This window comes from Cryobacterium breve (assembly GCF_027594785.1).
Lineage (GTDB): Bacteria > Actinomycetota > Actinomycetes > Actinomycetales > Microbacteriaceae > Cryobacterium > Cryobacterium breve_A.
Window position 1 is genome coordinate 2,694,257 of the sequence record NZ_CP075584.1, and the last position, 24,952, is coordinate 2,719,208.

Consider the following 24,952-nt stretch of genomic DNA (forward strand, 5'->3'; position numbering starts at 1 on the left):
TATCCGCTGCGAGACGCTCGCAGGACGCGCGGCGAGATCAGAACGACCAGGACCAGCTGGCATGAAGAATCCCAAGATTTCGAAGGATCCCGCTCACACATGCTCAGGGCGTTTCATCTGGCCGAGGGACTGACCCCCATCCAGTTTCCCCTCTCGGGGATACGCGCCTCGCGAGGGCGGGGGTCAAAGTTAGCACTTATCGAGACGGTAACCGCCTTGGACTGCCGTACACAACTTCCGTCGACGCCACTTCAATTCAGCGACTCAGGGATCACCCACACGCCGCCGCCTCCACGGAGCGATCGCCAGAGTTCCCAGATCACGCCAGGGACTCCGCACAAGCGCGGTCAAACCATCCAGCCGCATCAACCAAGGTATCGAGAACTCTTCGACCTGCTACATATTGCTCATAGCGCGGCCGAAAAGTGGATTGCTGGTCGAAATCCGGAAGGTCCGCAACTGGAAGCCACGCACCAAATGTCTCGATCTTGTAAGGAATGACGTAAGGAATGCTCAACCCTCCGGCCGTCTGAACTGCGAAGAATCGATGATGGCCAAGTGCGCTACGTGCATAGCGGAGGCCGTTGACAACATTGCCTTGCGGGTCAGTGTTTCGCCGCGACCTGTAGCCCTCCACCGCCTCAAGTTCCTCATCGATGCAGATCGCCCACCATACGGACTCGGCAAGCGGCCCGTACATTGCTCCGGCCACCGAAGCCGGAGCCTGCTGAGACGCGTTCGAAAGCGGCGCCAAATGCCTCGCGTGCTAGGCCGAGCATCTCAGTGTCGACGGCTTGCCCCTTGCCGCTCAAGGTGCACTACTTCTAATCGACAGAGGCAGCTTGGAAACGGAACTCCACAGGACCACCGCACGGAAAGCCACTACCCGCACCCGACTATCCAGCCGGCCAATGCGAGCAATACCGAGCCGATCGCCTGCAGTCGAGTGATAGACCATTCATTTTTCGGCCGCTTTCGCTTGCCGTGCGCGCCGATAGCCGCGCACAAATTGCCACTCCATAATGAGGCCGAGACCTGTCAGGACAAAAGCGGCGGCGGACTGAGTCATCCCAATCACAATCGAAAAAACAACGATGGCCGCACAGATCAACATGTTCCACCACGCCGCTACTATCCGACCGTTTGGTGAGGTGAGCCGACCGAGTCCGTTGTGATCACTCACCGTATCTGCCCCATGAGCGCCCCGATTGAGACGCAGATACCAAGAACCACAAAGAGTGCGCCGCCCACTGCCATCAGAGCTGGTGATTGAGTTCGGCGTGTCATGCGGATGCCCTGCTGGCGTCGTTGGAGTCTCGCCAGGCTCTGATATCCGAGCGCGCTTCACGATGAAGATCACCCCGAATGCAATCGCGAACGGCCCCCACAGGAGCGCAAAGACCTGGCGCGAACTCATGCTGTGAATCCTACGGGCTGAAGGTAGCTTGGCCGTCTAAATCGCGCTCGAAGTCTCATGAGCGGTTCGAGGGCCATCCGCGCGACGCCGACAATGAAAAAGCGACGACCGGCACAGGTGCCGGTCGTCGCTCAGACATTGGGATACGAGAGGCTAGACAATAAACCTAAACTCCACGCAGTCACGGTGCTAGATTTTTACTAACTAGTAAAAGGTGGTGGGGTCATGAGTGCAGGAATCCTGGCTCGCTCCGCCCGTGCGGCGAGCGGTCTGAGCCAGAGTGAGCTGGCCGTTCGATCCGGGATCGCCGGTTCCTCGTTGTCGCTGATCGAGAACGGCAAGCGTGAGCCCACTGTCGCGACGCTCGAGGCGCTCCTCCTCGCGACGCGGCACACTGTGGTCACTCTGCCGACTGTGCGCAGCGACGCGGCCCGGATTGCCTCGGAGATCGGTGCTGCGCTCGCCGCTTCCGACGCTCCCCTGGCGTTCCGGCGCTTCATGCAGCTCGCAGACAACCTTGCCGCAGAGCGAGGCGCGACACGGGTCGGCCTGACGCTGACGGAGCCGCTCCCGACCGGTTCCGAGCATTGGGACTCCGCCATCGCCGCGCTGTGTGAGTACCGACTCAACGCGGATGCGCTGCCAATCCCGGGCTGGATCCTCGCCAAGGAGGGGAACCCGGACCACCCGTGGTCGCCCCGGACCAGCGACTACGACATCCCTGCAGAGGTGGACGGGGTGCCTCGCGAATTCCGTAACCGCGGCATCCTGATTGAGGCTGCCACGCTGGAGAGCGTCTGATGCCTGGTGACCAACTCGACCGCGACGACCTCATCCGCGGCCTTAGTGCGGTTGTCGCGAAACTCCGCACGGCAGGCCAGCCCGCCGGGATCAAGATGAGATCGCGGGTCTTCGAAGTGCGTCTTAGAACAGGGGGATTCCAGGTTTGATCGAGGAAGAGAGTCATGCCGAGAAGGTTCCCGTCGGGCGCGAAATACTGCAAGGAGTCGTCTTCCTCGCGCTCGCGTTCTTTGGAGTGTTTCAGTCGTGCAGCGTCGTTTTGCAAACGAACGGGGACTGGAGCGCTCTCGTTGGCGGCGGCGGACGTGGACCCGCAGTACCGATGTTCGTCACCGTCTTCATCTGGGCGTTCCTTGCCCTAATCGGGGTTGCAGTAGTTCTTGCCTGCGTTGTGAGCCTGGTTAGAGCGATCCGCGCGCATCATGTGTAGTCCAATATCTGGTGAAGGCAGACAATAACGAGCATTGCGGGCTCAGGATGGTATCCATTTCAGGGACGAAGATGGTCGACGTCTGGCCCAGGGATTCGACTACCTTGGGTCCGAACTTCCGGTGCCCTGTCGCGATCGATCGGTAGGTGCCTCCTGCCGGCACGTCATCGCGCGACTGTCAGCGAGGGTGCGACCATCACTGACTGGTGTGCCAAGCGTTGTTCCGAGGCCGGCAGGACCGGAGTCGTGTGGCCCATTTTCGTCACCGAAGCGAGCCCCACGGAGGGGTCCCGAGATGGCTGCCTATTCGTTTGGGTATTCGTTTGGGTATTCGTTGAGAGCGAATACCCAAACGACTACCCGAGGGCCCTCTTTCCCTGTCCCACCGCGACCCCCTCGCTGCGCTCGCTTCCCAACCCCCCACACCCAACGGCTTTGTGTGGGGGGTTGGGAAGTAAAGGGGTAGCGGTGGGACAGGGAAAGAGAAGAAGTGTGAGGGAGAGAGAAGGAGAAGAAAAAGAGAAGAGAGAAATACAAAGACAAGTACTAAAAAACAGAGGGAGCAACGGGAACAGCAGGGCGAACAGAGTCAGGAAATGAGGAGCTCCAAGGTGGACCGAGATCGCGAAGTGGGGGACCGGGGCAGTGCGATTGGCGACTGACTGGGAGGAATGCGTCCGGGCAGATGGATGCAATCGGAAGCGCAGGCGAACTCGGAGCCGTGGCCCCCAGTCGTGGTCACACTAGCCCGCTATGGCCTGAGTCCTCGTCCGGGCCAACGTAGCGTTTCAAGAATGAGCGGTGAAGCGGCGTTGACGCCCAAGAGAATGCGGCTGCGGTACTCCGGGCCATGCCGTATATGCGACGTCGAAATCCTTGCGGGGACCATGGCGTTCTAAGAACGCGAGACCAAGACGGTCTCCTGCTTGACCTGCGCTCAGGATTCGGCGTTGATCACTTCAGCCGTCGCAGGCCCGATTGAACGCGGCCCTATCGATGCAGACGCGGTCACGAGCCCGGAGCGAGCACCCGAGGACCTCGAGGTGTTTGGGGGCACGGCCGGCGCATCGGCCCAGCGAGAGCACGACCGCCGCAAGGACAAGCGTGAGACAAGGATCCGTGAGAACCACCCGCATATTGGTGGGCTCATCCTGGCGCTGAGCGACGAGCCGCAGAGCACCCGGGCGTGGGCCGTCGGGGCGCAGGGCGAGGTGGCCCTGGGCCAGCGGCTCGACAAGCTCAGCGGGAGTGGCGTCCACGTGCTGCACGACCGTCGCATTCCTCCGACGCGAGCCAATATCGATCACATTGCGGTCTGCCCCTCGGGAGTCATTGTCATCGACGCGAAGAAGTATCAGGGTCGCCCCCGGCTGCAGGTCGAAGGAGGTCTGTTCCGGCCCCGGACCGAAACGCTCATGGTCGGGTCGCGCAAACAAGACGGGCTGGTTGCTGGTGCGCTCAAGCAGGTCGCGCTAGTTAGGGCCGCGCTCGATGACGCAGGCATCGACGGCATCCCCGTGCAGGGGATGCTCTGCTTCGTCGGAGCAGACTGGCCGCTTCTCGGTGGCGACTTCATTATCGCTGGAGTTCACGTCCTGTGGCCGAAGAAGGCCGCCGAGCACCTGCAGAAGGCGGGGCCTCTCGACGAGCCGACTATGAGACAGATCCACCGAGCTCTCGCGTCGGCCTTCCCGCCGGCGTGACTATATGACCTGTTCTTGAGTACCGCTGGGCCAGGGCGAGTCGGGCATCGGTCGAAGGCTTCCCAAGGACTCGGCCGATATCGGCTGCTTGTGCTTGTTCGTAGCTGGTGCGAATGCCAGAACCGACCATACGACTTCGCCTCGGTTGCGGATTGTGATGTCCACGAGTGGCCCCGAGAGAGGCCATAGGGTCCATTCCATCTGGGCGTCGGTGCCCGTGCCGCCCGATGTCTCACGCATGGTGGACAGGTTTGCGCCGCCTGTATTGGTGGCCTGGACTGACCACTCTGACATCAGCACACTTGCTGCCTGTTCTTCGAACCGTCCATCGCTCAGTGCTGCCTCGAAGAATTCCTTGGCGCGATTGAATTCATCGTCCTCGACGAGCCACACCTCGACGAAGAGTTGCCCGTCGAGAGTCGAGACGATGACCCTATCCGCTGCGCTCATATCCGTAGTGTCGCACTCTCGGGCGCCGATCGGGCCCTGTAGGTGGGCAGAATAGTCTCAGGTCAAAGGCCCGGCTGAATGGTCCGCGGAACCGGAGCGATGAGATGAGCGAAGCGTGTGTCCGCCCGCCATCCGTAGAGGCTCAAGTACATGGGGGAGTTCATCGTATGAGCGTTCGGAGAGTCAAATGGGGGAATGCGATTCTCGCACTGGCAATGCTCGCCGTCCTTGGCGCCGGAATCCAACGCTGGTCCGTGCATGACGCGACAGGCGACTGGGAATTCTGGCCCCGCGCCGCCCCCTCGAAGGTCTCGTTCGCCGGACGCCACTATGACTGTATGCCTGAGCCAACGTTGTGGGGCGAGACGATCGACGGACTCGGCTTGCGTGGACTTACCGCCGGCGGCGGTGAGATCTATTCTTCGAGCGCCGAGGCGACTACGAGCATCCGGGTGAAGGCAGGCGACGGCGTTCACACGTGCACCCTGATGGGTGGACTCTGAGCCCGAGAACCTCTCTCCACCGTCCGTGGAAGCAAAACCTGTGCCCTCGATTGTCGGCGGTCCCTGGTAGATCAGGGTAGGACAGAGGCGAGCGACAACGGGAGGAAGCATGGGCTCCGTGACGTCCTACGAAACGGCGAGGGGCAAGCGCTACCGGGTTCGGTACCGCACGCCTGATCGGCACCAGACGGACAAGCGCGGATTTCGCACCAAGCGGGAGGCCGAAGACTTCCTGGCCTCAGTCGAGGTTTCGAAGATGCGCGGTGAGTGGGTCGATCCGACACGGTCGAAGGTGAACGTCGGGGAGTGGGCCGAGGCCTGGTACTCGGCGCAGCTGCAGATCAAGCCGACCACCCGGGCCGGGTACCGCCTGTATCTGGACAAGCACGTGTTGCCGAAGTGGGGGACAGTCCCATTGCGCAGCGTGCAGCACGCCGATGTGCAGCGCTGGGTCAGCAATCTGGCGGCAACGCTCGCGCCGTCGACCGTGCGGCAGATTCACTTGGTCCTGGCCGGCACGCTGAATTACGCCGTCAGGGACGGGCGCCTCGTGAAGAGCCCGAGCGACGACATCCGCTTGCCGCGGATCGTTCGGACGCCGCGCGGGTACCTCACGCACGACCAGGTCGCTCGGCTGGCCCGAGAGTGCGGAGAATTCGGCGACGTCGTGCGGTTCCTGGCGTACACCGGGCTGCGCTGGGGCGAAATGGCCGCGTTAAAGGGTGGGGCGGGTCGATCTCAGCAGGCGGCGGATCGAAGTCGCCGAAGCGGTCTCGGAGGTCGGCGGGGCCGCTGTCTGGGGGACCCCGAAGGGCCACGGCCGCCGCTCTGTGCCGTTCCCGGCGTTGCTGGCCACCGAGCTTGCACAGAGGTGCCAGGGCAAGCGCCCGAAGGACCTCGTCTTCACGAGCGCGGCGGGTGCGTGGCTGCGCAACGGCAATTTCCGGCACCGGCACTTCGACCCCGCACTGACGCTCATCCGCGAGGGACGCAGCACCCCGGACGATCCCGTGCGGAATGTGGAGGGCGATCCGAACTTCCCCCTCGTGACCCCGCACGACCTGAGGCACACGGCCGCGTCATTGGCGGTGTCGGCGGGGGCGAGCGTCAAGAGCGTGCAACGGATGCTGGGTCACGCCTCAGCCGCAATGACGCTCGACGTCTACGCCGACCTGTTCGACGACGACCTCGACGCCGTGGCCCGCGCACTCGATGACCAAGCGAATGCTTCAGGGCTTGGGATACAGGGGCCTATCGGGGATATCTTGCTCTGACGCGACGAGCAGATGCTGCGACGTTTTGGATTCGACACGATAGCGTTACCGGAGAGCTTCGCTGCTTGCGTGGGAGGGGGCAAAATGTGGTCACGGCAAGCCAGGGTCGTAACAGGCGTCACGGCCTTGGCCGTTGGGGCCGTGGGGATCGTGGGCCGCAGCGTTCCGGCCGCCCAGCGGGGTGACACCGAATTCCTTTCGCTGACCGTAGTCTCGTGCACGGTCGGTGCGGTGGTGTTTCTTGCGTTTATCGCGGGGATGTTCGCAAGCTATGGGCCAGCGCAAATTTGCGCGCAGCGCCTACGTCACGCATATCCAGATGATTTCGTCTTCGCTGCCAGCATGAAAGTCGGAGATGTAATCGAAGGGTTTGATACCTCATCTCTGGGCCCAGGCGATCACCGGCCACCGCTCGCGGTTTTCGCGATGAAGGCCACAGCTGAAGAGATCTCGTTCTGGGCCGGAGTTCGACATCAGCGAAAATTCCTTCAGATCCCGTGGGTACTCGTGAAGCATGTCGATGTAGATCGTCATCCGGGCGGCGGGAAGCGTCTTCGGCTATTGAACATCGAGCTTATTGATCCAGCCTTTCCGACTTTGGAGCCTGCGGATTGCGGCAGAAACGTGGCTCGGCTTTTCACAACTGAAGACTGACGAACTCGAGAGTCTCTCTCTTCGACTAGAGACGCTTCGACTTTCTGGTTCGCCAGCGGGCCGCTGATGGGCATCTGATGCGTGCCGGGGTGGCGGAGTGCGAATGGCTGCAGCCGTAACTATCGTTTCCGTGCCCGCGCCTGCGCTCTGATTCGAGTCGATCGAGCGATATGTTTGGCGGAAGCACCCCGCCTGTGCTGATTAGCTTCTCGATCGCGGGATGGGTCCCGTGGACGGAAGCTCGCTCGACCACGTACTACATGGAGTTTGGAGTGCGTGCGATGGCAATTGATTCAGGTCAGGCAGCTGGTAGCGGACGCCCGTGTACCCGCGGACGTAGACGGGCGATCGTTGCGGTCCTCTTCGCCTTGGTCACAGTCGGTGCTGTGCTGATGTCGGTCGGGCACTTTTCGGGGCGCGGGTTCATTTTGTCCATGATTGGTGCTGCAGCGCTGTCCTGCATCATCTGGCTTCACCAGTGGCGCGTCATGGCTGAGATGCGCACAGCGATGCTCCAAGTCGACCCAGGGTCGACGGTAATTCTTGGTCAGCTGGCGCGCACCTCACCTTCCCCGGCGATGATTGCCGGCTTCCACGCAAGCTCCTCGATCACCAAAAGCACGTGGCAAATGGGAATCTCGATCCGGGCGAACTCTGTGGAGATGTGGGCGTGGGATAGTCGAACGCCCCGTCGCGCCGTGCGGATTTCGCGTGCCTTGATCAGGTCGGTCACTATCGACTGGGACTATGTGATGAACCGGCCCCGTGATTGTGTGCGCATTGAGTGGACGGATCACGGAACAACGCAATGGATCAAGTTCGCACCCATCGACCTGGACCGAACACTCCTCGGGTTCATGAAGGACGCAGCGCTCGAACAGGTTGCGGCCGAGCTGCGCAGTGCGGCCACGGGATCGCTGACCGAATGACCGTATGGCTTCGGCAGACAGTCGGGTCTGCGACGCCGCTCGACCCCTGACTGGAAGGCGTTGCAACCGCCTTCGATGACCACGTGACTATCTCAAGTGTGGGCAAAATGTGGGCAAAAGCCGAATTCGAGGCCGGAGCAAAGACATCCGTTAACGAGAAAAACCCCGGATAACCGGGGATTTCAGCGGGTGGCCCCGACGGGCGTCGATCCCGTGACCTCTCGATTTTCAGTCGAACGCTCTACCAACTGAGCTACAGGGCCAGAAAGTAACTCGAGAAGTCGCTTTCCAAGGGAAAAACCCTCTCTCGCGAAAGGGCGTTTTACCTTTGCGACCCTGACCGGACTTGAACCGGCGACCTCCGCCGTGACAGGGCGGCGCGCTAACCAACTGCGCTACAGGGCCTCACAATGAGAACCAAACGTACGTTTTCATTTATTCGGTGTTACTTGTACTGATTTACTACCTGCTTATTGTTGCACATTCAGTTAGGCAGGTTGCGTAGCCCCAACGGGATTCGAACCCGTGTTAACGCCGTGAAAGGGCGCCGTCCTAGGCCTCTAAACGATGGGGCCGAGACGCCATAAACTTCATGGCTACCGACGAGTAAGCATACGGTCTCTTGGGCGAAAACCCCAAATCGACACCTGGGCGGATGTCCGTGGCGTGTCGCCGACGCCCCGGCGCGCCCACGAATGGCGGCCGATCCGCCCGGTTGGGGGTTAGATTCGGGTCCGATAGCGGGCGATACTGGCGCGAACTTGTTACTGTGAAAAGAGTGGCATCGTGACCAGTGTGTTCACGCGGTGCCCAATCAGGGAGTTCTATGCGCAAGGCAGTGACGAGTGACCGCGTGGCCAGAGAACGGCCGGGTCCGCTCCGGCCGCTCAACGGACGCCGCGTTCACGGTCATCGGGGCCTGATCAGAGGCACCGCCGCCACCGCCCTCGCGACGGCCATCGCCCTCATCGTCACTCTCGTCATTCCCGCCGTCGGCGCCCAGGCGGTCGACTATCCGAGCTGGCAGGACGTGCAGAACGCCAAGTCGAACACCGCCGCCGCATCCGCCAAGGTCACCGAAATCCAGAATCTGATCTCGAACCTTCAGACCCAGGTCGCCCAGACCCAGGCCGAGTCCGAGAAGCGCGGCGCCGAGCTTCAGGTCGCGCAGGAGAAGTACGACGACGCGACCCGGCGTGCCTCCGACCTGCAGACCCAGGCCGACGCGAGCAAGGCGACAGCGGATGCCGCGACGAAGCAGGCCGGCCAGCTCGCCGCCCAGCTCTACCGCACCGGGGGCACGGACCTCACCGTCAACCTCCTCCTCGACGGCGAGGCGAGCGGCACCGGCGCCGACGCCCTGCTCTCCAAGCTCGGCAGCATGAGCAAGATGGTCGAACGCAGCACGGGCGTCTACGAAGAGGCCCAGGCCGCCACGAACTCCGCGCAGGCGCTCGGCGACCAGGCCAAGATCGCCCGGACCGAACGCGAGGCACTCAGCGTCGCCGCGCAGGCCGCGCTCGTCGTCGCCCAGGCCGCCGCGGAAGCGGCCGCGAACGCCCTTGCCGAATCCCAGTCGAAGAGCGTCGAACTCGCCGCCCAGCTCGCCTTCATGCAGGACGCGCAGGCCTCCACGACGGCAGGCTACGAAGCCGGCGTCGCCGAGCGTGCCCGCCTCGCCGCAATCGAGGCGGCCCGGGTGGCCGCAGCGGCGGCCGCAGCGGCAGCCGCCAACCGAGCCAGTGCCAGCAGCGGTGGTGGCGGTGGCGGCGGCAGTGCCGGTGCCGGCCTCGGCGGCGGGTACATCAGCTCCCAGGGTTGGGCCGTTCCGGCCAGCGGGCGCATCACCGACGGCTACGGCGCGCGGGCAACGCTCTGCAGCAGCGGCGGAGCCTGCAGCGGCAGCTTCCACTACGGCACCGACCTCGGCGCCAGCTGCGGCTCCCCGATCTACGCGGCCCACGACGGCACCGTCGAATACGCCGGCCCGCTCGGCACCTACGGCAACTTCGTGCTGATCAGCAACGGCGGCGGCGTCGAAACCGGGTACGCCCACATCCGGTCCGGTGGCACCTTCGTCTCGGTCGGCCAGAGTGTCTCCGTCGGTCAGAACATCGCGAGCGTCGGAATGACCGGCGCGGCGACAGGCTGCCACCTGCACTTCGAGGTGCGCACGGGCGGCAACAAGATCAATGCCGTGCCGTTCATGGCAGCCAGAGGAGCACCTCTTGGCTAACGACGGCACGTCTTTCACGAGACGGAAGCCCGTGCGCCTCTTCGCCGCGGCCGTCGCAATCGGAGCGGTGTCGGCATCCGTCGGCATCATCGCGCCCGCCGCCTACGGAGACCAGGGCTACCCCAGCTGGGACGACGTGCAGAAGGCGAAGGCGAACGAGGCGACCAAACAGGCCGAGATCGAGAAGATCACGACGCTGCTGACCGGCCTGCAAACGGCGGCGGATGCTGCGTCCAAGGCCTCCCAGATCGCCGCGGAGGCGTACCGGGTCGCCCAGGACGAGCTCGACGCAGCCACACTGCGTGAAACAAGCCTCACCGAACAGGCAGCGACCGCTTCGAAGAAGGCGGACACTTCCAAGATGCGGGCCGGCCTGATCGCCGCGCACCTGGCCAAGACCGGCGCGCAGGACCTCTCGCTCAACCTGTTTCTCAACGGCAGCAGCGCCGACGACCTCCTCGAGCAGGCTCGGAACCGCGAGCAAGCTCAGTGAGCAGTCCGAGACCATCTACCGGGAGGCCGTCCAGGACAAGAACTCGGCAGAGTCCCTCGGCGGGCAGGCCGCGGCGGCGACCGCGGAGCGCACCCGGCTCACGGGCGAGTCGATGACGAAGTTCGACGCTGCGAGCTCCGCCGCCCAGTCCGCGGAGGCCGCTCTCGAGGCCGAGCAGCAGAAGTCGAACGATCTCTACGGGCAGCTCGCCCTCCTCAAGGACACCACGGCAGACACCGAGCGGTCCTACCAGGCCGGTGTGGATGCCGCGGCTGCGGCGGCCGCCCTCGCTGCGGCTCAGTCCGCTGCAGCGGCGAAGGCTGCCGCAGACCAGGCGGCGTCGGCCGCGCGGGCCGCGGCGGCAGCTGCGGCGGCGGCGGCTCAGGCTCAGCCTCCGGCCGCGAGCGGCGGCGGTAATTCGGGCTCGGGCAGCTCGGGATCCGGTAACTCTGGATCAGGCAGGCTCCGGTTCCGGCTCGCCCTCGGGCGGCGGCGCGGCGACCGCGCCGAGCTCCGAACGCGAGCGCGGTGCAGACCGCAATCGCCTTCGCCAGACAGCAACTCGGCGACCGCTATCTTCTCGGCGGCTCGGGCCCCGACGCGTGGGACTGTTCCGGGCTGACCAAGGCCGCGTATGCCGCGGCCGGTGTCTACATCGGCACCCATTCCGCCACGAACCAGTACAACACCATGGCCAGCCAGGGCCGGCTCGTCTCCTTCAGCAACGTGCAGGTCGGCGACCTCGTCTTCTGGGGTGGCGGCGGCGACTATTACCACGTGGCCATCTACGTCGGCGGCGGACAGGTCCTCGAGGCCCCCGACGTCGGAAAGCCCGTGCGTATCCACGCGATCTGGTCGCCCGGCGACGTCGCCTCCTACGTGGGCCGTCCCACCGGCTGACCCGCCCCGCAGGCGGAACGGCGCAACTCCCGCGCTCGGCCCAGGTTGAGCGCCGCGCACCATTTCCGCCGCTTCGCTGCCGGCATGCCTGGTGCGGATCGGCGCACGTGGCGCGCGAGAGCGGATGCCGGCGGCCGCGGCACGCAGAAAGGCCCCCGGAGCGATCCGGGAGGCCTTCGTGGTGCGCGAAGCGCCGAGGGTCAGTGACCTTCGGCGGCGAGCTTCTTGATGCCGTCTTCGACGATCTGGTTGGCTTCGGCGGCGTCGCCCCAGCCCTCCGTCTTGACCCACTTGTTCGGCTCGAGGTCCTTGTAGTGCTCGAAGAAGTGCTCGATTTCCTTGCGGGTGTACTCCGGGATGTCGAGGACGTCCTGAATGTGGTCCCAGCGAGGGTCGCCCGCGGGAACGGCGATGACCTTGGCGTCCGAGCCACCGTCATCCGTCATGTTGAAGACACCGACCGGACGCACAGAGACGCCCACGCCGGGGAACAGCGGGAAGTCGAGCAGCACGAGAACGTCGACAGGATCGCCGTCGAGGCCGAGGGTGTTCTCGAAGAACCCGTAGTCCGTCGGGTAGACGAAGCTCGTGTACAGCACGCGGTCGAGGTAGACCCGCCCGGTCTCGTGGTCGACCTCGTACTTGTTGCGGCTTCCCCGGGGAATTTCGATTACTGCGTCATATGCGGCCATGGCCTGGTCTCTCCCTTGTTCACGGTCTCCGGATAACGTTACTGGATGGAGTCCACGCGCCGCCCGAGACTGACACCGGAGATCGCCGACATCCGCAGGGCGATCCGTACCGCGCTGGCGGATGCCGGCCTCGGCTCCGCCGTGACGCCTTCCGGCCCCGCCGCCCCGCTGTCTGATCCGGTCCTGCCGGACTCCGCCCTGCCGGACGCCGCCCTGCCGGACTCCGGCGCCTCGCACCGCCGCCCGCTCGTCCTCGTCGGCCTCAGCGGCGGCCCGGACTCACTGGCGCTCGCGGCCGGGACCGCGTTCGAGGCGCCCCGGGCGGGTCTCCGCGCCGGGGCCGTGATCGTCGACCACGCGCTCCAGCCCGGTTCCGCGGACGTCGCCGCCGAAGCCGCCCTGCAGGCCACGGCCCTCGGCCTCGACCCCGTGCTCGTCGTACGCATCACCGTCGACCACGGCGAGAACCGCCGGGGGAGTGCCGCAGACACCGACCCCGATACCGACCCCGCCGAGCGCTACAGCGGCCCGGAGGCCGCCGCCCGCACCGGCCGCTACGCCGCCTTCGTCCGCGCACTCGCCGACACCGGTGCGACGCACATCCTGCTCGGGCACACGCTCGACGACCAGGCCGAGACCGTGCTGCTCGGCCTCGCCCGCGGCTCCGGCCCGGTCAGCCTGCACGGCATGCTGCGGGTCAGCGGCGCCTACCTCCGCCCCCTGCTCGGCATCCGCCGCACCCAGACCGTCGCCGCCTGCACGGATTCCGGCCTCACCCCCTGGACGGACCCGCACAACGCCGAACACCGGTTCGCGCGCGTGAGGGTGCGCGAGACCGTCCTGCCGGTCCTCGAGCGCGAGCTCGGGCCCGGCGTCGCCGAGGCGCTCGCCCGCACTGCGGACCTGCTGAGGGAAGACGAAGAAGCCCTCCGGGAACGCACGCTGGAGCTCGCCGAGGCCTGCTTCGAGGCCGCCACCGACGGCATCCGCGTGCCCGTCGCCGCGCTCGCCGCGCAGCCCGCAGCGCTGCGGAACCGGTTGATCCGCCTCGCAGCGGCCCGCGCGGCGGTCCCCAGGGCCCCGGGAACAGGCGCCTTCGTCGTGCTCGCACTACCCCGTGGGGCGACCCTGGCCGTCGGCCGGCTCGTGACCGATTGGCACGGCCAGGCTCCGCTCGACCTGCCAGGCGTTAGAGTTGTACGGCACGACGGCTGGCTTGTCTTCACCGCCGCCGCCGCGCTCATGACTCGCACGGCCAACTGAATACGCACAAAGCAAAGGACCCTCCCTCCCCCATGGAACCCCGCGACATTGATGGCGACCTCACCGAAATCCTGATCGAAGAAGAGCAGATCCACGGCCGCCTCGCCGAACTCTGCCGCCGGATTGAAGCCGACTACGCGGGCAAGGATCTCCTGCTCGTCGGCGTCCTCAAGGGCGCTGTCATGGTGATGGCCGACCTGGCCCGCGAACTCAAGCACCCGATCGCGATGGACTGGATGGCGGTGAGCTCCTACGGCTCCGGAACCCAGTCCAGCGGCGTCGTCCGGATCCTCAAGGACCTCGACACCGACCTCCACGGTCGCAACGTGCTCATCGTCGAGGACATCATCGACTCGGGTCTGACCCTCTCCTGGCTGATCGCGAACCTCAAGTCACGCCAGCCGGAATCCGTCGAGATCTGTGCCCTGCTCCGCAAGCCGGACGCCGCCCGGGTCGACATCGACGTCAAGTACCTCGGCTTCGACATTCCGAACCAGTTCGTCGTCGGCTACGGACTGGACTACGCCGAGAAGTACCGCAACCTGCGTTCCGTCGCGGTGCTCGCCCCGCACATCTATTCCTGAGCAGCGGATGCCTTCCTCGACCCTCGCATCGCGCTCAGGGCGAACACACGGTCACCGCCCAGTGCGCGCACGGTAGCCTGACAACACCATGAACGTCAAGAAGCTACTCCGCGGGCCACTCCTCTACATCATTCTGGCGATTATCGCCGTCTGGATAGGGTCGAGTCTGATCACCATGTCCGGATTCCGAGAGATCCCGACCGCCCAGGGACTCCAGTTCCTCAAGGACGGCAAGGTCTCGGAGGCCAAGATCGTCGACGGCGAGCAGCGCGTCGACCTCACCCTGTCGCAGGCCGACGACAAGCTCGGCACGAAGGTGCAGTTCTACTACGTCGCCCCGCGTGGTACCGAGGTCGTCAACGCCGTCACGAGCGCAGACCTCTCCGGTGGCTTCACCGATGAGGTGCCGCAGACCAACTGGCTCGTGACCCTGCTCGGGTACCTGCTCCCCGTGATCCTGATCGGCGGGTTCGCCTGGCTGATGCTCTCGGGTATGCAGGGCGGCGGCAACAAGGTCATGCAGTTCGGCAAGTCGAAGGCCAAGCTCGTCTCGAAGGAGAGCCCGCAGGTCACCTTCGCGGACGTCGCCGGCGCCGACGAGGCCATCGAAGAGCTCGAAGAAATCAAGGACTTCCTCAAGGAGCCGGCCAAGTTCCAGGCCGTCGGAGCGCGCATCCCCAAGGGTGTGCTGCTCTACGGCCCTCCCGGAACCGGTAAAAACCCTGCTGGCCCGCGCCGTCGCAGGCGAGGCGGGCGTGCCGTTCTACTCGATCTCCGGCTCCGACTTCGTCGAGATGTTCGTCGGCGTCGGCGCGAGCCGTGTGCGCGACCTGTTCCAGCAGGCCAAGGAGAACGCCCCCGCGATCATCTTCATCGACGAGATCGACGCCGTCGGCCGCCACCGCGGCGCCGGCATGGGCGGCGGGCACGACGAGCGCGAGCAGACTCTCAACCAGCTGCTCGTCGAGATGGACGGCTTCGACGTCAAGGCGAACGTCATCCTGATCGCCGCGACCAACCGTCCGGACATCCTCGACCCCGCGCTTCTCCGCCCCGGCCGTTTCGACCGCCAGATCGGCGTCGACGCCCCCGACATGCTCGGCCGCAAGAAGATCCTCGAGGTGCACTCCAAGGGCAAGCCGATGGCGCAGGGAGTCGACCTCGAGGTCCTCGCCCGCAAGACCCCCGGCTTCACCGGGGCAGACCTCGCCAACGTCCTGAACGAGGCCGCCCTGCTGACCGCACGCTCGAACGCGCAGCTGATCGACAACCGAGCCCTCGACGAGGCCGTCGACCGGGTGATGGCCGGCCCCCAGCGCCGCACCCGCATCATGCGCGACAAGGAAAAGCTGATCACCGCGTACCACGAGGGTGGCCACGCCCTCGTCGCGAGCGCGATGAACAACACCGACCCGGTCACGAAGATCACGATCCTTCCCCGCGGCCGTGCCCTCGGCTACACGATGGTCATGCCGCTCGAGGACCGCTACTCGGTCTCCCGCAACGAGCTCCTCGACCAGCTCGCCTACGCGATGGGCGGCCGTGTCGCCGAAGAGATGATCTTCCACGACCCGACCACCGGCGCGAGCAACGACATCGAGAAGGCCACAGCGACCGCCCGCAAGATGGTCACCGAGTTCGGCATGAGCGCCGCCGTCGGCCCGCTCAAGCTGGGCCAGGCATCCGGTGAGATGTTCCTGGGCCGCGACATGGGCCACCAGCGCGACTACTCCGAGCGTCTCGCCGAGAGCGTCGACACCGAGGTGCGCCTGCTGCTCGAGGCCGCCCACGACGAGGCGTACGAGGTGCTCGGCAAGAACCGCGCCATTCTCGACAAGCTCGCCGCGGAACTGCTCGAACACGAGACCCTCGGCCAGACCGAGCTCGCGCCGATCTTCGCCGGCATCGAGAAGCTCCCGCCGCGCCCGCAGTGGCTCTCGAGCGACAAGCGCCCGGTTTCCGACGTGCCCCCCATCGACATGCCGCTGCCCAAGGCGCCCATCGAAGAGGGCATCGTCGACGGCGGAGTGTCCAGTGGAGACACCGCGGAGACCAAGCCCAAGCGCGCGCCCGCCCGCACCCCGCGGCCCGCCACCGCCTAGGCCCCGGGTGGCAGTCGACAGGGCCCGAATCCAGGGTCTCGTCTCGGAGGCTCCTCGCGGCGATCGGCGACGATCCGAACCGGCCCGGCCTCGCCGACACGCCGCGTCGCGTCGCCGAGTCCTACGGGGAGTTCTTCGCCGGCCTCGGCACGGACCCGCTCGACCTGCTGCAAGACACCATCCCGGTCGGCCCGACGACGGGCGAGCTCGTGCTCGTGCGCGACCTCGCGTTCCGCTCGGTCTGCGAGCACCACCTACTCCCGTTCCTCGGCCGCGCCCACATCGCCTACCTCCCCGGCGAGAAGGTCGTCGGCCTCGGCCGGCTGCCCGCCCTCGTCGACTGCCTCGCCGCCCGCCCCCAGGTGCAGGAACGCCTGACCGAGGAGATCGCGGAGGCGCTTCAGACCGGTCTGGAGCCCCGAGGCATCCTCGTCGTGCTCGACGCCGTGCACGGGTGTGTCACCACGCGCGGCTCGCGCCAGGTCAACAGCTCGACGGTCACGCTCGCCGTGCGCGGCGAACTCGCCGAACCGGCCCGCCGCGCCGAAGTGATGGCGCTGATCGGCGCCGGCTCATGACCCGCATCATGGGCGTGCTCAATGTCACGCCCGATTCCTTCAGCGACGGCGGCAAGTGGGCGTCGACGGATGCCGCGATCCGGCACGGTCTCCTGCTCCAGTCCGAGGGCGCTGACGTCATCGACGTCGGCGGTGAATCGACGAGGCCTGGCGCCGGCCGCGTCGCCCCCGCCGTCGAACAGGCCCGGGTGATCCCCGTGATCACCGAGCTCGCCCGGCAGGGCCTGGTGCTGAGCGTCGACACCCTCAACGCCTCGACCGCCCGGGCGGCCGCAGCAGCGGGAGCGAGCATCATCAACGACGTCTCCGGTGGCCTCGCCGACCCGCTGATGGCCGGCGTCGCCGCCGAGAGCGGCCTGACCTTCATCGCGATGCACTGGCGCGGCCACGCCCGCACCATGGATGCGCTCGCGGTCTACGGCGACGTCGTCGCCGACGTGCGCGCCGAACTCGCCTGGCGCGTCGAGGCGCTCGTCGCCGCCGGGTTACCGCGGGAGCGGATCGTGCTCGACCCCGGCCTCGGCTTCTCCAAGCTCCCCGCCCACAATTGGACCCTGCTCGCCAACCTGGCCGCCTTCGACATGCTCGGCCTCCCCGTCATGGTCGGCGCCTCCCGCAAACGCTTCCTCGCGACCGCGCTCCCGGCAGAAGCCTCCATTCCCGCCCGCGACCTACCGAGCGCCGTCGTCAGCGTGCTCGCCGCCCAGGCGGGCGCCTGGGCCGTGCGCGTGCACGACGTCGGAGCGACCCGGGCGGCCCTGAAGGTGCTCTCGCTCGTGGAGTCGGCCAGAATAGAGCCATGATCCGCGATTGCATCACTCTCACCGGGCTGCGGGTCACCGCTCACCACGGCGTCTACGAATTCGAGCGTGAGAACGGCCAGGACTTCGTGATCGACGTCACCGTCTGGCTCGACCTGCACGCCGCGGCGTCGAGTGACGACGTCAACCGCACCATCCACTACGGCGAGCTCGCGATCGAGGTGACCGAGGCCGCAGCGGTCAATCCGGTGGACCTGATCGAAACCGTCGCCGAGAGAATCGCGGGCGTCGTGCTCGCCCACCCCGCCGCGGAGACCGTTCAGGTCACCGTGCACAAGCCGCAGGCGCCGATCAGCGTCCCCTTCACCGACGTCTCCGTGCAGATCACGAGGTCCCGCCCGTGACCACCGCTCGCACCCCCGCTGAGGTGTCGCATATCGAGGTTCACGAGGCTCGCGAAGGTCGATTTGCGACACCTCACGAGGCTGTGGACGCGGTGTTGTCGCTCGGGAGCAACCTGGGGGAGCGGGAAGCGACCCTCGCGGCCGCCGTCCACGATCTCGCGACGGTGCCCGGGCTCGTCGTGACCGGGGTGTCTCCGCTCTACGAGTCCGCCGCGGTGAAACCGGACGGCGTCGACGACGACGCGCCCCGCTACCTGAACCTGGCCGTCGGCATCCGCTTCACCGGCGACGCCCTCACCCTGCTCGACGCGGTCAACACCATCGAGAACGAGCACGGCCGGGTGCGCGCCGAGCGCTGGGGCGACCGCACCCTCGACATCGACGTCGTCGTCTTCGGGGAGCTCGAACAGGCGGATGCCCGGCTCACCCTCCCGCACCCGCGCGCGGCCGAGCGTGACTTCGTCCTCGCCCCCTGGCTCGACCTCGACCAGGACGCGGTGCTGCCGGGCCGCGGAGCGGTGGCCGACCTCCTCGCCGCGATCGGTTCGACCGTGCACCGCTATCCCGTCGCGGAGGCGAGCCGATGAAGCGCACCCGAGCCTCCGTGATCGTTGCCTGGGTGCTCGGCGCCCTCGTTGTCGGGCTGCTGCTCGAGCTCGCACTCGCGGCGGCCGGCCGGTCGATCCTGCTGCCGCCGGCGAGCCTCGCCCTGGCCCTCGTGCTCTGCGCGATCGTGGTCTTCGGCCTGGCCTGGCCGATCCGGAAGTCCACGCGGGGCGCCGTTGACGGCAAGCCACGCAAGCCCGTCAACCCGTTCATGGCGGTTCGGGTCGCCGCGCTCGCCAAGGCATCCGCTTACAGCGGGGCCCTGCTGCTCGGAGCGGCCGGCGGCCTCGGCCTCTATCTTCTGACCCGTTCGGTGACTCCGGCGGTAGCATCGGTATGGCTCACCATCGGGATGGCGTTCGGCGCAGCGGTCCTCCTGGTGAGTGGTTTGGTTGCCGAGCATTTCTGTACTCTCCCTCCGGACGACGACGAGGACAGCAAACGAGGAGAAGTGCGTGCCTGACACCACTGAGGGAATCGCCGTCCCGGTTCCGGTTGCCCCGGAACCCGCCGCCGCGTCTTCCTCCGCCCCGGCATCCGAAGCCGCCCCGGTGCCCGACCCGGACGGCCGCCTCGAACTGCCGGTCGCCGGCGAGTGGAAACGGGTCTCCCCGCGCTACGTCGTCGTCGAGATCGTCGGCACGGTGATCTTCGGTCTCGTCCTCTGCGCAGGCGCGACCGCTCTCTGGCTGCTCGCCGAGGTGTCCTGGGCGCCCATCGTGCTCGCCCTGATCGTCGTCGTGACCCTCATCGTCGTGCTGTTCGAGCCGCGCCGGGTGCGCTCGATCGGCTACCAGGCTCCGCCAGGACGACCTGCTCTTCCGTCGCGGCATCATGTTCCAGCGCTTCGTCTCGGTACCGTACGGCCGGATGCAGCTCATCGACGTCACCCGCGGCCCAGTCGCCCGCTGGCTCGGCCTTGCCGACCTCAAGTTCGTCACCGCCGCCGCAACCTCGGGCGTGCTCGTCCCCGGCCTCGCCTTCGACGACGCCGAGGTGCTGCGCGACCGGCTCGTCGAACTCGCCGAGAGTCGCCGGGCGGGACTGTGACCACCCTCGCCGACGGGGAATGGCACCGGCTGCACCCGGCGAGCCCACTGCTGCGCGGCGGACTCTTCATCGTGGCCATTCTGGGTTTCATCATCAGCAATCTCCGTGAGCGCCTGATCGACTTCTTCTTCCACGTGCCGACCTACGGTGACGACCCGATCGACGAGCTCTTCCGCCGCGGCGCGGTCGGCTGGGCCCTGCTCGGGGTCGTCGTGATCCTCGTCGTGATCCTGGTGGCCTTCTACCTGACCTGGCGGATGCACACCTTCCGGGTCAGCGGCGAGGTCGTCGAGGTGCGCAGCGGGCTCGTGTTCCGCAGTAACCGCCGTGCCCGCCTCGACCGCATCCAGGGCGTCAACATCGTGCGCCCGTTCATCCCGCGGCTGTTCGGTGCGGCGAAACTCGAGGTCAGCGTCGCCGGACAGGATGCAAACGTGCACCTCGCCTACCTCGGTTCCGCGGCAGCGGATGCCCTCCGCCGCGACATCCTGCACCTCGCCTCCGGCGTGCGCGCGGCCGCAGCACTTCCCTCCGACTCCGCGCCCGACGCCGCGGCAGAGGGTGAGGACTGGGTCGAGCACGCGGGCACCCGGGCGGCGGGAAGCGCCCTCGGACCGTCCCTCGGCAGCGCCATCGGGACAGCGGCAGGCGGCATCGCCGGCGGGATCGGCGGCTTCGCGACCGACCGGGCCCACGAGTTCTTCGCCCCCGAACTCGACCCGGACGCCGCGCCCCCGAATCCGTCGTGCGTATCCCGCCGGGTCGCCTGATCGGCTCCGTGATCTTCAGCAGTTTCACCGTCTTCGTGCTGATCGCGATCGCGGTGCTGGTCTGGAGCGTCTCCGCCGGGGGCAGCGGCTGGCTGCTGATCGCCATCTTCCCCGGCCTGATCGGAAGCCTCAGCTTCTACTTCACCCGCTTCACGAAGTCCCTGCGCTACAGCATCGCGGGCACGCCCGACGGGGTGCGGGTGGGCTTCGGCCTGCTCTCGGTGAGCAACGAGACGCTCCCGCCCGGCCGCATCCACGCCGTGCGGGTGTCGCAGCCGCTGATCTGGCGACCGTTCGGGTGGTGGCAAGTACGGATCAACACAGCGGGCCATTCCACCAACAAGGGCGCGGCGGGCGAAGCGCACACCACCACACTGCCGGTCGGCACGCTCGCCGACGTCGCCCGGGTTCTCGAGCTGATCCTGCCCGGCTTCGACAGCGACTCCGGCTCCGAGAACGGCAGGGAGAAGCTGCTCGTCGACCGTGGCGTGCGCTCTCCCGGGGGTGACGACGGCTTCACAAACGCGCCGCGCCGGGCCGCCTGGCTCCGCCCGTTCTCCTGGCGACGCACGGGCTTCACCATCGCGGCCGACACCGTACTCCTGCGCCGCGGTTTCGTCAGCCGGGAACTCATTCTCGTGCCGCTCGCCCGGCTGCAGAGCATCTCGATCGAACAGGGCCCGATCGAGCGGATGCTGCGCCTGGCGAATCTCCGGGTGCACACCGTCGCCGGCCCGGTCGTCGCCGCACTCCCGGTCATCGACGTCCGCGAGAGGGGAGCGCCTGTTCGAGCGCCTCTCCGCAGGGGCGATCTCCTCCGCGCGTGCGGACACCAGTCATCACTGGGCCGACCCCGGGCATCCGCTGAACCGGGCGACGCCCAATCGACCCGCACTGCCCCTCCCGACCCTCGCGCCGACACCGGAGGCGGCGCTGTGAACGCCCGCCCCGGACGCCTCGGCATCGGCATCGTCGGCGCAGGCCGGGTGGGACCGATTCTCGGAGCCGCCCTCGCCGGAGCCGGCCACGCGATCGTCGGCATCTCGGCGATCTCGCAGTCCAGCCGCGACCGGGCCGAGGCGATCCTGCCGTTCGTGCCGATCCTCACCGTGCCGGAGATCGTCGAACGCAGCGAACTCGTGATCCTCGCCGTGCCGGACGCCCAGCTCGCGAGCCTCGTCGCCGGGCTCGCCGCCACGAACACCTGGCAGGCCGGGCAGCTCGTGCTGCACACCTCGGCGAAGTTCGGTATCGGGGTGCTCGCGCCCGCGCTCGCCCAGGGCGCGATCCCGCTCGCCATCCACCCCGCGATGAGCTTCACCGGCACGAGCATCGACCTCGCCCGCCTCGCCGACAGCTACTTCGCCGTCACCGCGCCGACACCCGTGCTGCCGATCGGGCAGGCGCTCGTCGTCGAGATGGGCGGAGAGCCCGTCGTCGTCGCCGAGGGGGACCGGGCCCGTTATGCCGAGGCCGTGGAGATCGCCACCGCGTTCTCGACATCGATCGTCGACCAGGCCGCCGCCCTGCTGGCCTCGATCGGCATCGACCGGCCGGGTGGCGTGATCGCACCGCTGATGCGCTCGGCGATGGAGAACGCCCTGTCCCGCACCGCACCCGACCGCCTCGACCTGTCGGCACTCGACGACGACCTCGACGACCTCGAGGACCATGACGACCGTGACCTCGACGACCCTGTCGCCCCCGAAGACCCCACCAGCCAGAACGACCGCACCGACCGCACCACAACGGAGGACGAGTGAACGTGCTCATCAAACCAGAAGTCATCAGCACCATCGACGGGCTGCGCGAGCGCATCGCCGCCGCGAAGAACCGGGCGGAGCCCGGCCCGTCCGCGCGGGTCGTCCTCGTCCCGACCATGGGCGCCCTGCACGCCGGGCACCTGTCCCTGGTGCGCCGCGCCCACGCCCGCGGCGGCATCGTCGTGGTCTCGATCTTCGTCAACCCGCTCCAGTTCGGGCCCACCGAAGACCTGGCGTCCTACCCGCGCACCCTCGACGCCGACGTCGCTGCGCTCGCCGCAGAGGGTGTCGCATTCGTGTTCGCGCCCCAGGTGTCCACGATGTATCCGGACGGTGCAGCGGACACCCGCGTCACCGCCGGCCCGGTCGCCGCCCTCCTCGAGGGTGCCGTGCGGCCCGGCCACTTCGACGGCATGCTCACGGTCGTGACCAAGCTGATCAACATAGTCGCCCCGGACGTCGTCGTCTTCGGACAGAAGGATGCCCAGCAGGTCTTCCTCGTGCAGCAGGCGTTCGCCGACCTCAACATGCGCACCGAGATCGAGGTCGTCCCGATCGTGCGCGAACCGAGCGGTCTGGCTCTCTCGAGCCGCAACCGCCGGCTCGAACCCGCGGACAAGGACGCGGCCCTGGCCCTCTCCGCGGCGCTCGCGGCCGCGGTCGCGGCCGCCCACGACGGGCTGCAGGCCGCCCAGGTTGCCGCGCACACGATCCTCGCCGCCCAGCCACTGGTTAAGCTGGACTATCTCGTGGTCGTGAGCCCGCAGGACTTCCAACCGGTCGCGGCGGGCTTCACCGGCCCGGCACGGATGCTCGTCGCCGCGCATGTCGGCAGCATCCGGCTGATCGACAACGAGGCCATCGACCTCGGCAGCGCGCCGGCCTGAAGCACCCGCACCGAGCATCCGCTCGACCCGCACGACCGCACGAGCACGAGCACGACCGCACGAGCACGACCGCACGAGCACGACCTCGCACCTGCACGAACCTGAATCGCCAACGGAGAACCGCATGAGCCAGCACACCGAAACGACCGAGCCGACCGAGCCGACCGCCGAGCAGGCGGTGCAGGCCGAGCAGGCCGAGCAGGCCGAGCAGGTCAGGGTCGAGCAGGAGAACAGCGAGCAGAAGCTCGTGCGCCTCGCCAAGCGCGACCGGCTCATCCAGGCGGCGACCACGCCCGGCGGCGGCGCCTACCCGGTCGGCGTTCCCGTCACCGACACGATCCCCGCCATTCGTGCCCGCTTCGGCGACCTCGAAGCGGATGCCGTCACGGGCGTCACCGTCGGCCTCGCCGGCCGTGTCGTGTTCCTCCGCAACACCGGCAAGCTCTGCTTCGCGAGCCTCCAGGCCGGCGACGGCAGCCGGATCCAGGCCATGGTCTCCCTCGCCGCCGTCGGCGTCGACTCCCTCGCCGCCTGGAAGGACCTCGTCGACCTCGGCGACCACCTCTTCGTCGCCGGAGAGGTCATCTCCTCCCGCCGCGGCGAGCTCTCCATCATGGTCACCGAATGGCAGGTCGCCGCGAAGGCCCTCCTCCCGCTGCCGAACCTGCACTCCGAGCTCAGCGAGGAGACCCGGGTGCGGAGCCGCTACCTCGACCTGATCAGTCGCGAGCAGGCCCGCCGCAGCGTCATCCAGCGCTCGCAGACCGTCGCGAGCCTGCGGAAGACCTTCACGGACCGGAACTTCCTGGAGATCGAGACGCCCATGCTCCAGGTGATGCACGGCGGCGCATCCGCTCGCCCGTTCTCGACCCACAGCAACGCCTTCGACACCGAACTCTTCCTGCGGATCGCGCCGGAGTTGTTCCTCAAGCGCGCGGTCGTCGGCGGCATCGACCGGGTCTACGAGATCAACCGCAACTTCCGCAACGAGGGCGCCGACTCGACACACTCGCCCGAATTCGCGATGCTCGAGGCCTACGAGGCATACGGCGACTACAACTCGATCGCGGACCTCACCCAGACGCTCATCCAGAACGCCGCGACGGCGATCTCGGGTTCCCACGTCGTGACCTGGGCGGACGGCACCGAATTCGACCTCGGCGGCGACTGGGACAGGATCGGCATGTACGACAGCCTCTCCACGGCCGTCGGCCGCACGATCTCCCCGGAGACGCCGCTCGCCGAACTGCAGGAGCTCGCGGCCAGGGAAGGTGTCGAGGTCGAGCACCCGATCCACGGTAAGTACGTCGAGGAACTCTGGGAGCACTTCGTCAAGGGCGGCCTGTCCCGGCCGACCTTCGTGATGGACTTTCCCGTCGACACGAGCCCGCTCGTGCGCGGGCACCGTTCGGTGGCCGGCGTCGTCGAGAAGTGGGACCTCTACGTGCGCGGCTTCGAACTCGCGACCGGGTACTCCGAGCTCGTCGACCCCGTCATCCAGCGGGAGCGTTTCATCGAGCAGGCGAGCCTCGCGGCCGGCGGCGACCCCGAGGCGATGCGCCTCGACGAGGAATTCCTGCGCGCCCTCGAGTACGGCATGCCGCCGACCGGTGGCATGGGCATGGGCATCGACCGGCTGCTGATGGCCCTCTCCGGCCTCGGCATCCGCGAGACCATCCTCTTCCCGTTGGTAAAGTGAAGG

23 protein-coding genes, 3 tRNA genes and 5 pseudogenes are annotated in these 24,952 nt (G+C 67.1%); 24 read left to right on the forward strand and 7 right to left on the reverse strand.

What is annotated here, in order from left to right; all coding sequences use genetic code 11:
- Nucleotides 1-319 precede the first annotated feature (319 nt).
- Nucleotides 320-712, reverse strand: a complete 393-nt coding sequence (locus KIV56_RS13170; protein WP_281533796.1) for a hypothetical protein — start codon at nt 710-712, stop codon at nt 320-322.
- A 246-nt stretch (nt 713-958) separates the two neighbouring features.
- Nucleotides 959-1,417 carry a hypothetical protein gene (locus KIV56_RS13175; RefSeq protein WP_281533797.1) on the reverse strand — a complete coding sequence of 153 codons (459 nt, stop codon included), beginning with the start codon at nt 1,415-1,417 and terminating at the stop codon, nt 959-961.
- 225 nt (nt 1,418-1,642) lie between these two features.
- On the opposite strand from KIV56_RS13175, the gene KIV56_RS13180 reads away from it, so the two are divergent.
- From KIV56_RS13180 to KIV56_RS13190, 3 genes are all read left to right on the forward strand, one after another.
- Nucleotides 1,643-2,218 carry a helix-turn-helix domain-containing protein gene (locus tag KIV56_RS13180; protein ID WP_281533798.1) on the forward strand — a complete coding sequence of 192 codons (576 nt, stop codon included), beginning with the start codon at nt 1,643-1,645 and terminating at the stop codon, nt 2,216-2,218.
- Between the two features lie 145 nt (nt 2,219-2,363).
- Complete coding sequence (locus KIV56_RS13185; RefSeq protein ID WP_281533799.1) at nt 2,364-2,648, forward strand: hypothetical protein; 285 nt, start codon at nt 2,364-2,366, stop codon at nt 2,646-2,648.
- Nucleotides 2,649-3,598: 950 nt separating this feature from the next.
- On the forward strand, nt 3,599-4,351 hold the full coding sequence (locus tag KIV56_RS13190; protein WP_281533800.1) for a nuclease-related domain-containing protein: 753 nt from the start codon (nt 3,599-3,601) through the stop codon (nt 4,349-4,351).
- On the opposite strand, the gene KIV56_RS13195 is transcribed toward KIV56_RS13190, so the two are convergent.
- Complete coding sequence (locus tag KIV56_RS13195) at nt 4,352-4,801, reverse strand: hypothetical protein (protein WP_281533801.1); 450 nt, start codon at nt 4,799-4,801, stop codon at nt 4,352-4,354.
- Between the two features lie 612 nt (nt 4,802-5,413).
- Here KIV56_RS13195 and KIV56_RS13200 point away from each other — a divergent pair.
- The 4 genes and pseudogenes from KIV56_RS13200 to KIV56_RS13215 all read left to right on the forward strand — a co-directional run.
- Nucleotides 5,414-5,707, forward strand: a pseudogene (locus KIV56_RS13200) (Arm DNA-binding domain-containing protein); the annotation flags it as partial.
- Nucleotides 5,708-6,026: 319 nt separating this feature from the next.
- On the forward strand, nt 6,027-6,578 hold the full coding sequence (locus KIV56_RS13205) for a tyrosine-type recombinase/integrase (RefSeq protein WP_281533802.1): 552 nt from the start codon (nt 6,027-6,029) through the stop codon (nt 6,576-6,578).
- Between the two features lie 141 nt (nt 6,579-6,719).
- On the forward strand, nt 6,720-7,232 hold the full coding sequence (locus KIV56_RS13210; protein ID WP_281533803.1) for a hypothetical protein: 513 nt from the start codon (nt 6,720-6,722) through the stop codon (nt 7,230-7,232).
- Between the two features lie 386 nt (nt 7,233-7,618).
- Nucleotides 7,619-8,161: a hypothetical protein gene (locus tag KIV56_RS13215; protein ID WP_281533804.1), complete on the forward strand. Its 543-nt coding sequence runs from the start codon at nt 7,619-7,621 to the stop codon at nt 8,159-8,161.
- A 190-nt stretch (nt 8,162-8,351) separates the two neighbouring features.
- Here the strand turns inward: KIV56_RS13215 and KIV56_RS13220 are convergent.
- The 3 genes from KIV56_RS13220 to KIV56_RS13230 all read right to left on the reverse strand — a co-directional run bounded on the left by KIV56_RS13220 (nt 8,352) and on the right by KIV56_RS13230 (nt 8,736).
- A tRNA-Phe gene (locus KIV56_RS13220) sits at nt 8,352-8,424 on the reverse strand.
- Nucleotides 8,425-8,492: 68 nt separating this feature from the next.
- Nucleotides 8,493-8,566, reverse strand: a tRNA-Asp gene (locus tag KIV56_RS13225).
- 97 nt (nt 8,567-8,663) lie between these two features.
- Nucleotides 8,664-8,736 (reverse strand) — tRNA-Glu (locus KIV56_RS13230).
- A gap of 251 nt (nt 8,737-8,987) precedes the next feature.
- On the opposite strand from KIV56_RS13230, the gene KIV56_RS13235 reads away from it, so the two are divergent.
- The 3 genes from KIV56_RS13235 to KIV56_RS13245 all read left to right on the forward strand — a co-directional run bounded on the left by KIV56_RS13235 (nt 8,988) and on the right by KIV56_RS13245 (nt 11,790).
- Entirely contained in the window at nt 8,988-10,397 is a 1,410-nt protein-coding gene (locus KIV56_RS13235) for a M23 family metallopeptidase (RefSeq protein ID WP_281533805.1), read from the forward strand.
- Nucleotides 10,390-10,890, forward strand: coding sequence for a hypothetical protein (locus KIV56_RS13240; RefSeq protein ID WP_281533806.1), 501 nt, complete (start codon nt 10,390-10,392; stop codon nt 10,888-10,890). Before KIV56_RS13235 ends, KIV56_RS13240 begins: the two co-directional genes overlap by 8 nt.
- 528 nt (nt 10,891-11,418) lie before the next feature.
- Nucleotides 11,419-11,790, forward strand: a complete 372-nt coding sequence (locus tag KIV56_RS13245; RefSeq protein WP_281533807.1) for a C40 family peptidase — start codon at nt 11,419-11,421, stop codon at nt 11,788-11,790.
- A 200-nt stretch (nt 11,791-11,990) separates the two neighbouring features.
- On the opposite strand, the gene KIV56_RS13250 is transcribed toward KIV56_RS13245, so the two are convergent.
- Nucleotides 11,991-12,482 carry an inorganic diphosphatase gene (locus KIV56_RS13250; protein WP_134446288.1) on the reverse strand — a complete coding sequence of 164 codons (492 nt, stop codon included), beginning with the start codon at nt 12,480-12,482 and terminating at the stop codon, nt 11,991-11,993.
- A gap of 45 nt (nt 12,483-12,527) precedes the next feature.
- Here KIV56_RS13250 and tilS point away from each other — a divergent pair, with 45 nt between their 5' ends.
- From tilS to lysS, 14 genes and pseudogenes are all read left to right on the forward strand, one after another.
- Nucleotides 12,528-13,745, forward strand: coding sequence for a tRNA lysidine(34) synthetase TilS (tilS, locus tag KIV56_RS13255; protein ID WP_281533808.1), 1,218 nt, complete (start codon nt 12,528-12,530; stop codon nt 13,743-13,745).
- Nucleotides 13,746-13,777: 32 nt separating this feature from the next.
- Nucleotides 13,778-14,329 (forward strand): hypoxanthine phosphoribosyltransferase, encoded by a 552-nt coding sequence (hpt, locus tag KIV56_RS13260; RefSeq protein ID WP_134446290.1) that lies wholly within the window; start codon nt 13,778-13,780, stop codon nt 14,327-14,329.
- 88 nt (nt 14,330-14,417) lie between these two features.
- A pseudogene (gene ftsH / locus KIV56_RS13265) lies at nt 14,418-16,431 on the forward strand (ATP-dependent zinc metalloprotease FtsH).
- A 7-nt stretch (nt 16,432-16,438) separates the two neighbouring features.
- Nucleotides 16,439-17,009, forward strand: a pseudogene (gene folE / locus KIV56_RS13270) (GTP cyclohydrolase I FolE).
- Nucleotides 17,006-17,812 (forward strand): dihydropteroate synthase, encoded by an 807-nt coding sequence (gene folP / locus KIV56_RS13275; protein WP_281533809.1) that lies wholly within the window; start codon nt 17,006-17,008, stop codon nt 17,810-17,812. The pseudogene folE and the gene folP overlap by 4 nt, the downstream one beginning before the upstream one ends.
- Entirely contained in the window at nt 17,809-18,174 is a 366-nt protein-coding gene (folB, locus tag KIV56_RS13280; protein WP_281533810.1) for a dihydroneopterin aldolase, read from the forward strand. The genes folP and folB overlap by 4 nt, the downstream gene beginning before the upstream one ends.
- A gap of 83 nt (nt 18,175-18,257) precedes the next feature.
- The gene (gene folK / locus KIV56_RS13285; RefSeq protein ID WP_281533811.1) at nt 18,258-18,761 is read left to right on the forward strand and encodes a 2-amino-4-hydroxy-6-hydroxymethyldihydropteridine diphosphokinase; all 504 of its coding nucleotides are present in this window, start codon (nt 18,258-18,260) and stop codon (nt 18,759-18,761) included.
- Entirely contained in the window at nt 18,758-19,243 is a 486-nt protein-coding gene (locus tag KIV56_RS13290) for a DUF3180 domain-containing protein (protein ID WP_281533812.1), read from the forward strand. Before folK ends, KIV56_RS13290 begins: the two co-directional genes overlap by 4 nt.
- An 88-nt stretch (nt 19,244-19,331) precedes the next feature.
- Nucleotides 19,332-19,830 (forward strand): annotated as a pseudogene (locus tag KIV56_RS13295) (PH domain-containing protein).
- A 257-nt stretch (nt 19,831-20,087) separates the two neighbouring features.
- Nucleotides 20,088-20,600: a PH domain-containing protein gene (locus KIV56_RS13300; protein WP_281536155.1), complete on the forward strand. Its 513-nt coding sequence runs from the start codon at nt 20,088-20,090 to the stop codon at nt 20,598-20,600.
- Between the two features lie 221 nt (nt 20,601-20,821).
- Nucleotides 20,822-21,307: pseudogene (locus KIV56_RS13305) on the forward strand (PH domain-containing protein); the annotation flags it as partial.
- 228 nt (nt 21,308-21,535) lie between these two features.
- On the forward strand, nt 21,536-22,363 hold the full coding sequence (locus KIV56_RS13310) for a Rossmann-like and DUF2520 domain-containing protein (RefSeq protein WP_281536156.1): 828 nt from the start codon (nt 21,536-21,538) through the stop codon (nt 22,361-22,363).
- A 2-nt stretch (nt 22,364-22,365) separates the two neighbouring features.
- Nucleotides 22,366-23,250, forward strand: coding sequence for a pantoate--beta-alanine ligase (panC, locus tag KIV56_RS13315; RefSeq protein WP_281533813.1), 885 nt, complete (start codon nt 22,366-22,368; stop codon nt 23,248-23,250).
- Between the two features lie 124 nt (nt 23,251-23,374).
- Nucleotides 23,375-24,949, forward strand: coding sequence for a lysine--tRNA ligase (lysS, locus tag KIV56_RS13320; RefSeq protein WP_281533814.1), 1,575 nt, complete (start codon nt 23,375-23,377; stop codon nt 24,947-24,949).
- The last annotated feature ends 3 nt before the right edge of the window (nt 24,950-24,952 follow it).

What these genes read in the sequence shown, in the direction of transcription:
- tilS (WP_281533808.1), top strand. Translation starts at nt 12,528, where the DNA reads ATGGAGTCCACGCGCCGCCCGAGACTGACACCGGAGATCGCCGACATC.
- KIV56_RS13235 (WP_281533805.1), top strand. Translation starts at nt 8,988, where the DNA reads ATGCGCAAGGCAGTGACGAGTGACCGCGTGGCCAGAGAACGGCCGGGT.
- KIV56_RS13250 (WP_134446288.1), bottom strand. Translation starts at nt 12,482, where the DNA reads ATGGCCGCATATGACGCAGTAATCGAAATTCCCCGGGGAAGCCGCAAC.
- KIV56_RS13180 (WP_281533798.1), top strand. Translation starts at nt 1,643, where the DNA reads ATGAGTGCAGGAATCCTGGCTCGCTCCGCCCGTGCGGCGAGCGGTCTG.
- KIV56_RS13195 (WP_281533801.1), bottom strand. Translation starts at nt 4,801, where the DNA reads ATGAGCGCAGCGGATAGGGTCATCGTCTCGACTCTCGACGGGCAACTC.
- lysS (WP_281533814.1), top strand. Translation starts at nt 23,375, where the DNA reads ATGAGCCAGCACACCGAAACGACCGAGCCGACCGAGCCGACCGCCGAG.
- hpt (WP_134446290.1), top strand. Translation starts at nt 13,778, where the DNA reads ATGGAACCCCGCGACATTGATGGCGACCTCACCGAAATCCTGATCGAA.
- folB (WP_281533810.1), top strand. Translation starts at nt 17,809, where the DNA reads ATGATCCGCGATTGCATCACTCTCACCGGGCTGCGGGTCACCGCTCAC.
- KIV56_RS13300 (WP_281536155.1), top strand. Translation starts at nt 20,088, where the DNA reads ATGCACACCTTCCGGGTCAGCGGCGAGGTCGTCGAGGTGCGCAGCGGG.
- KIV56_RS13290 (WP_281533812.1), top strand. Translation starts at nt 18,758, where the DNA reads ATGAAGCGCACCCGAGCCTCCGTGATCGTTGCCTGGGTGCTCGGCGCC.
- KIV56_RS13175 (WP_281533797.1), bottom strand. Translation starts at nt 1,417, where the DNA reads ATGAGTTCGCGCCAGGTCTTTGCGCTCCTGTGGGGGCCGTTCGCGATT.
- folP (WP_281533809.1), top strand. Translation starts at nt 17,006, where the DNA reads ATGACCCGCATCATGGGCGTGCTCAATGTCACGCCCGATTCCTTCAGC.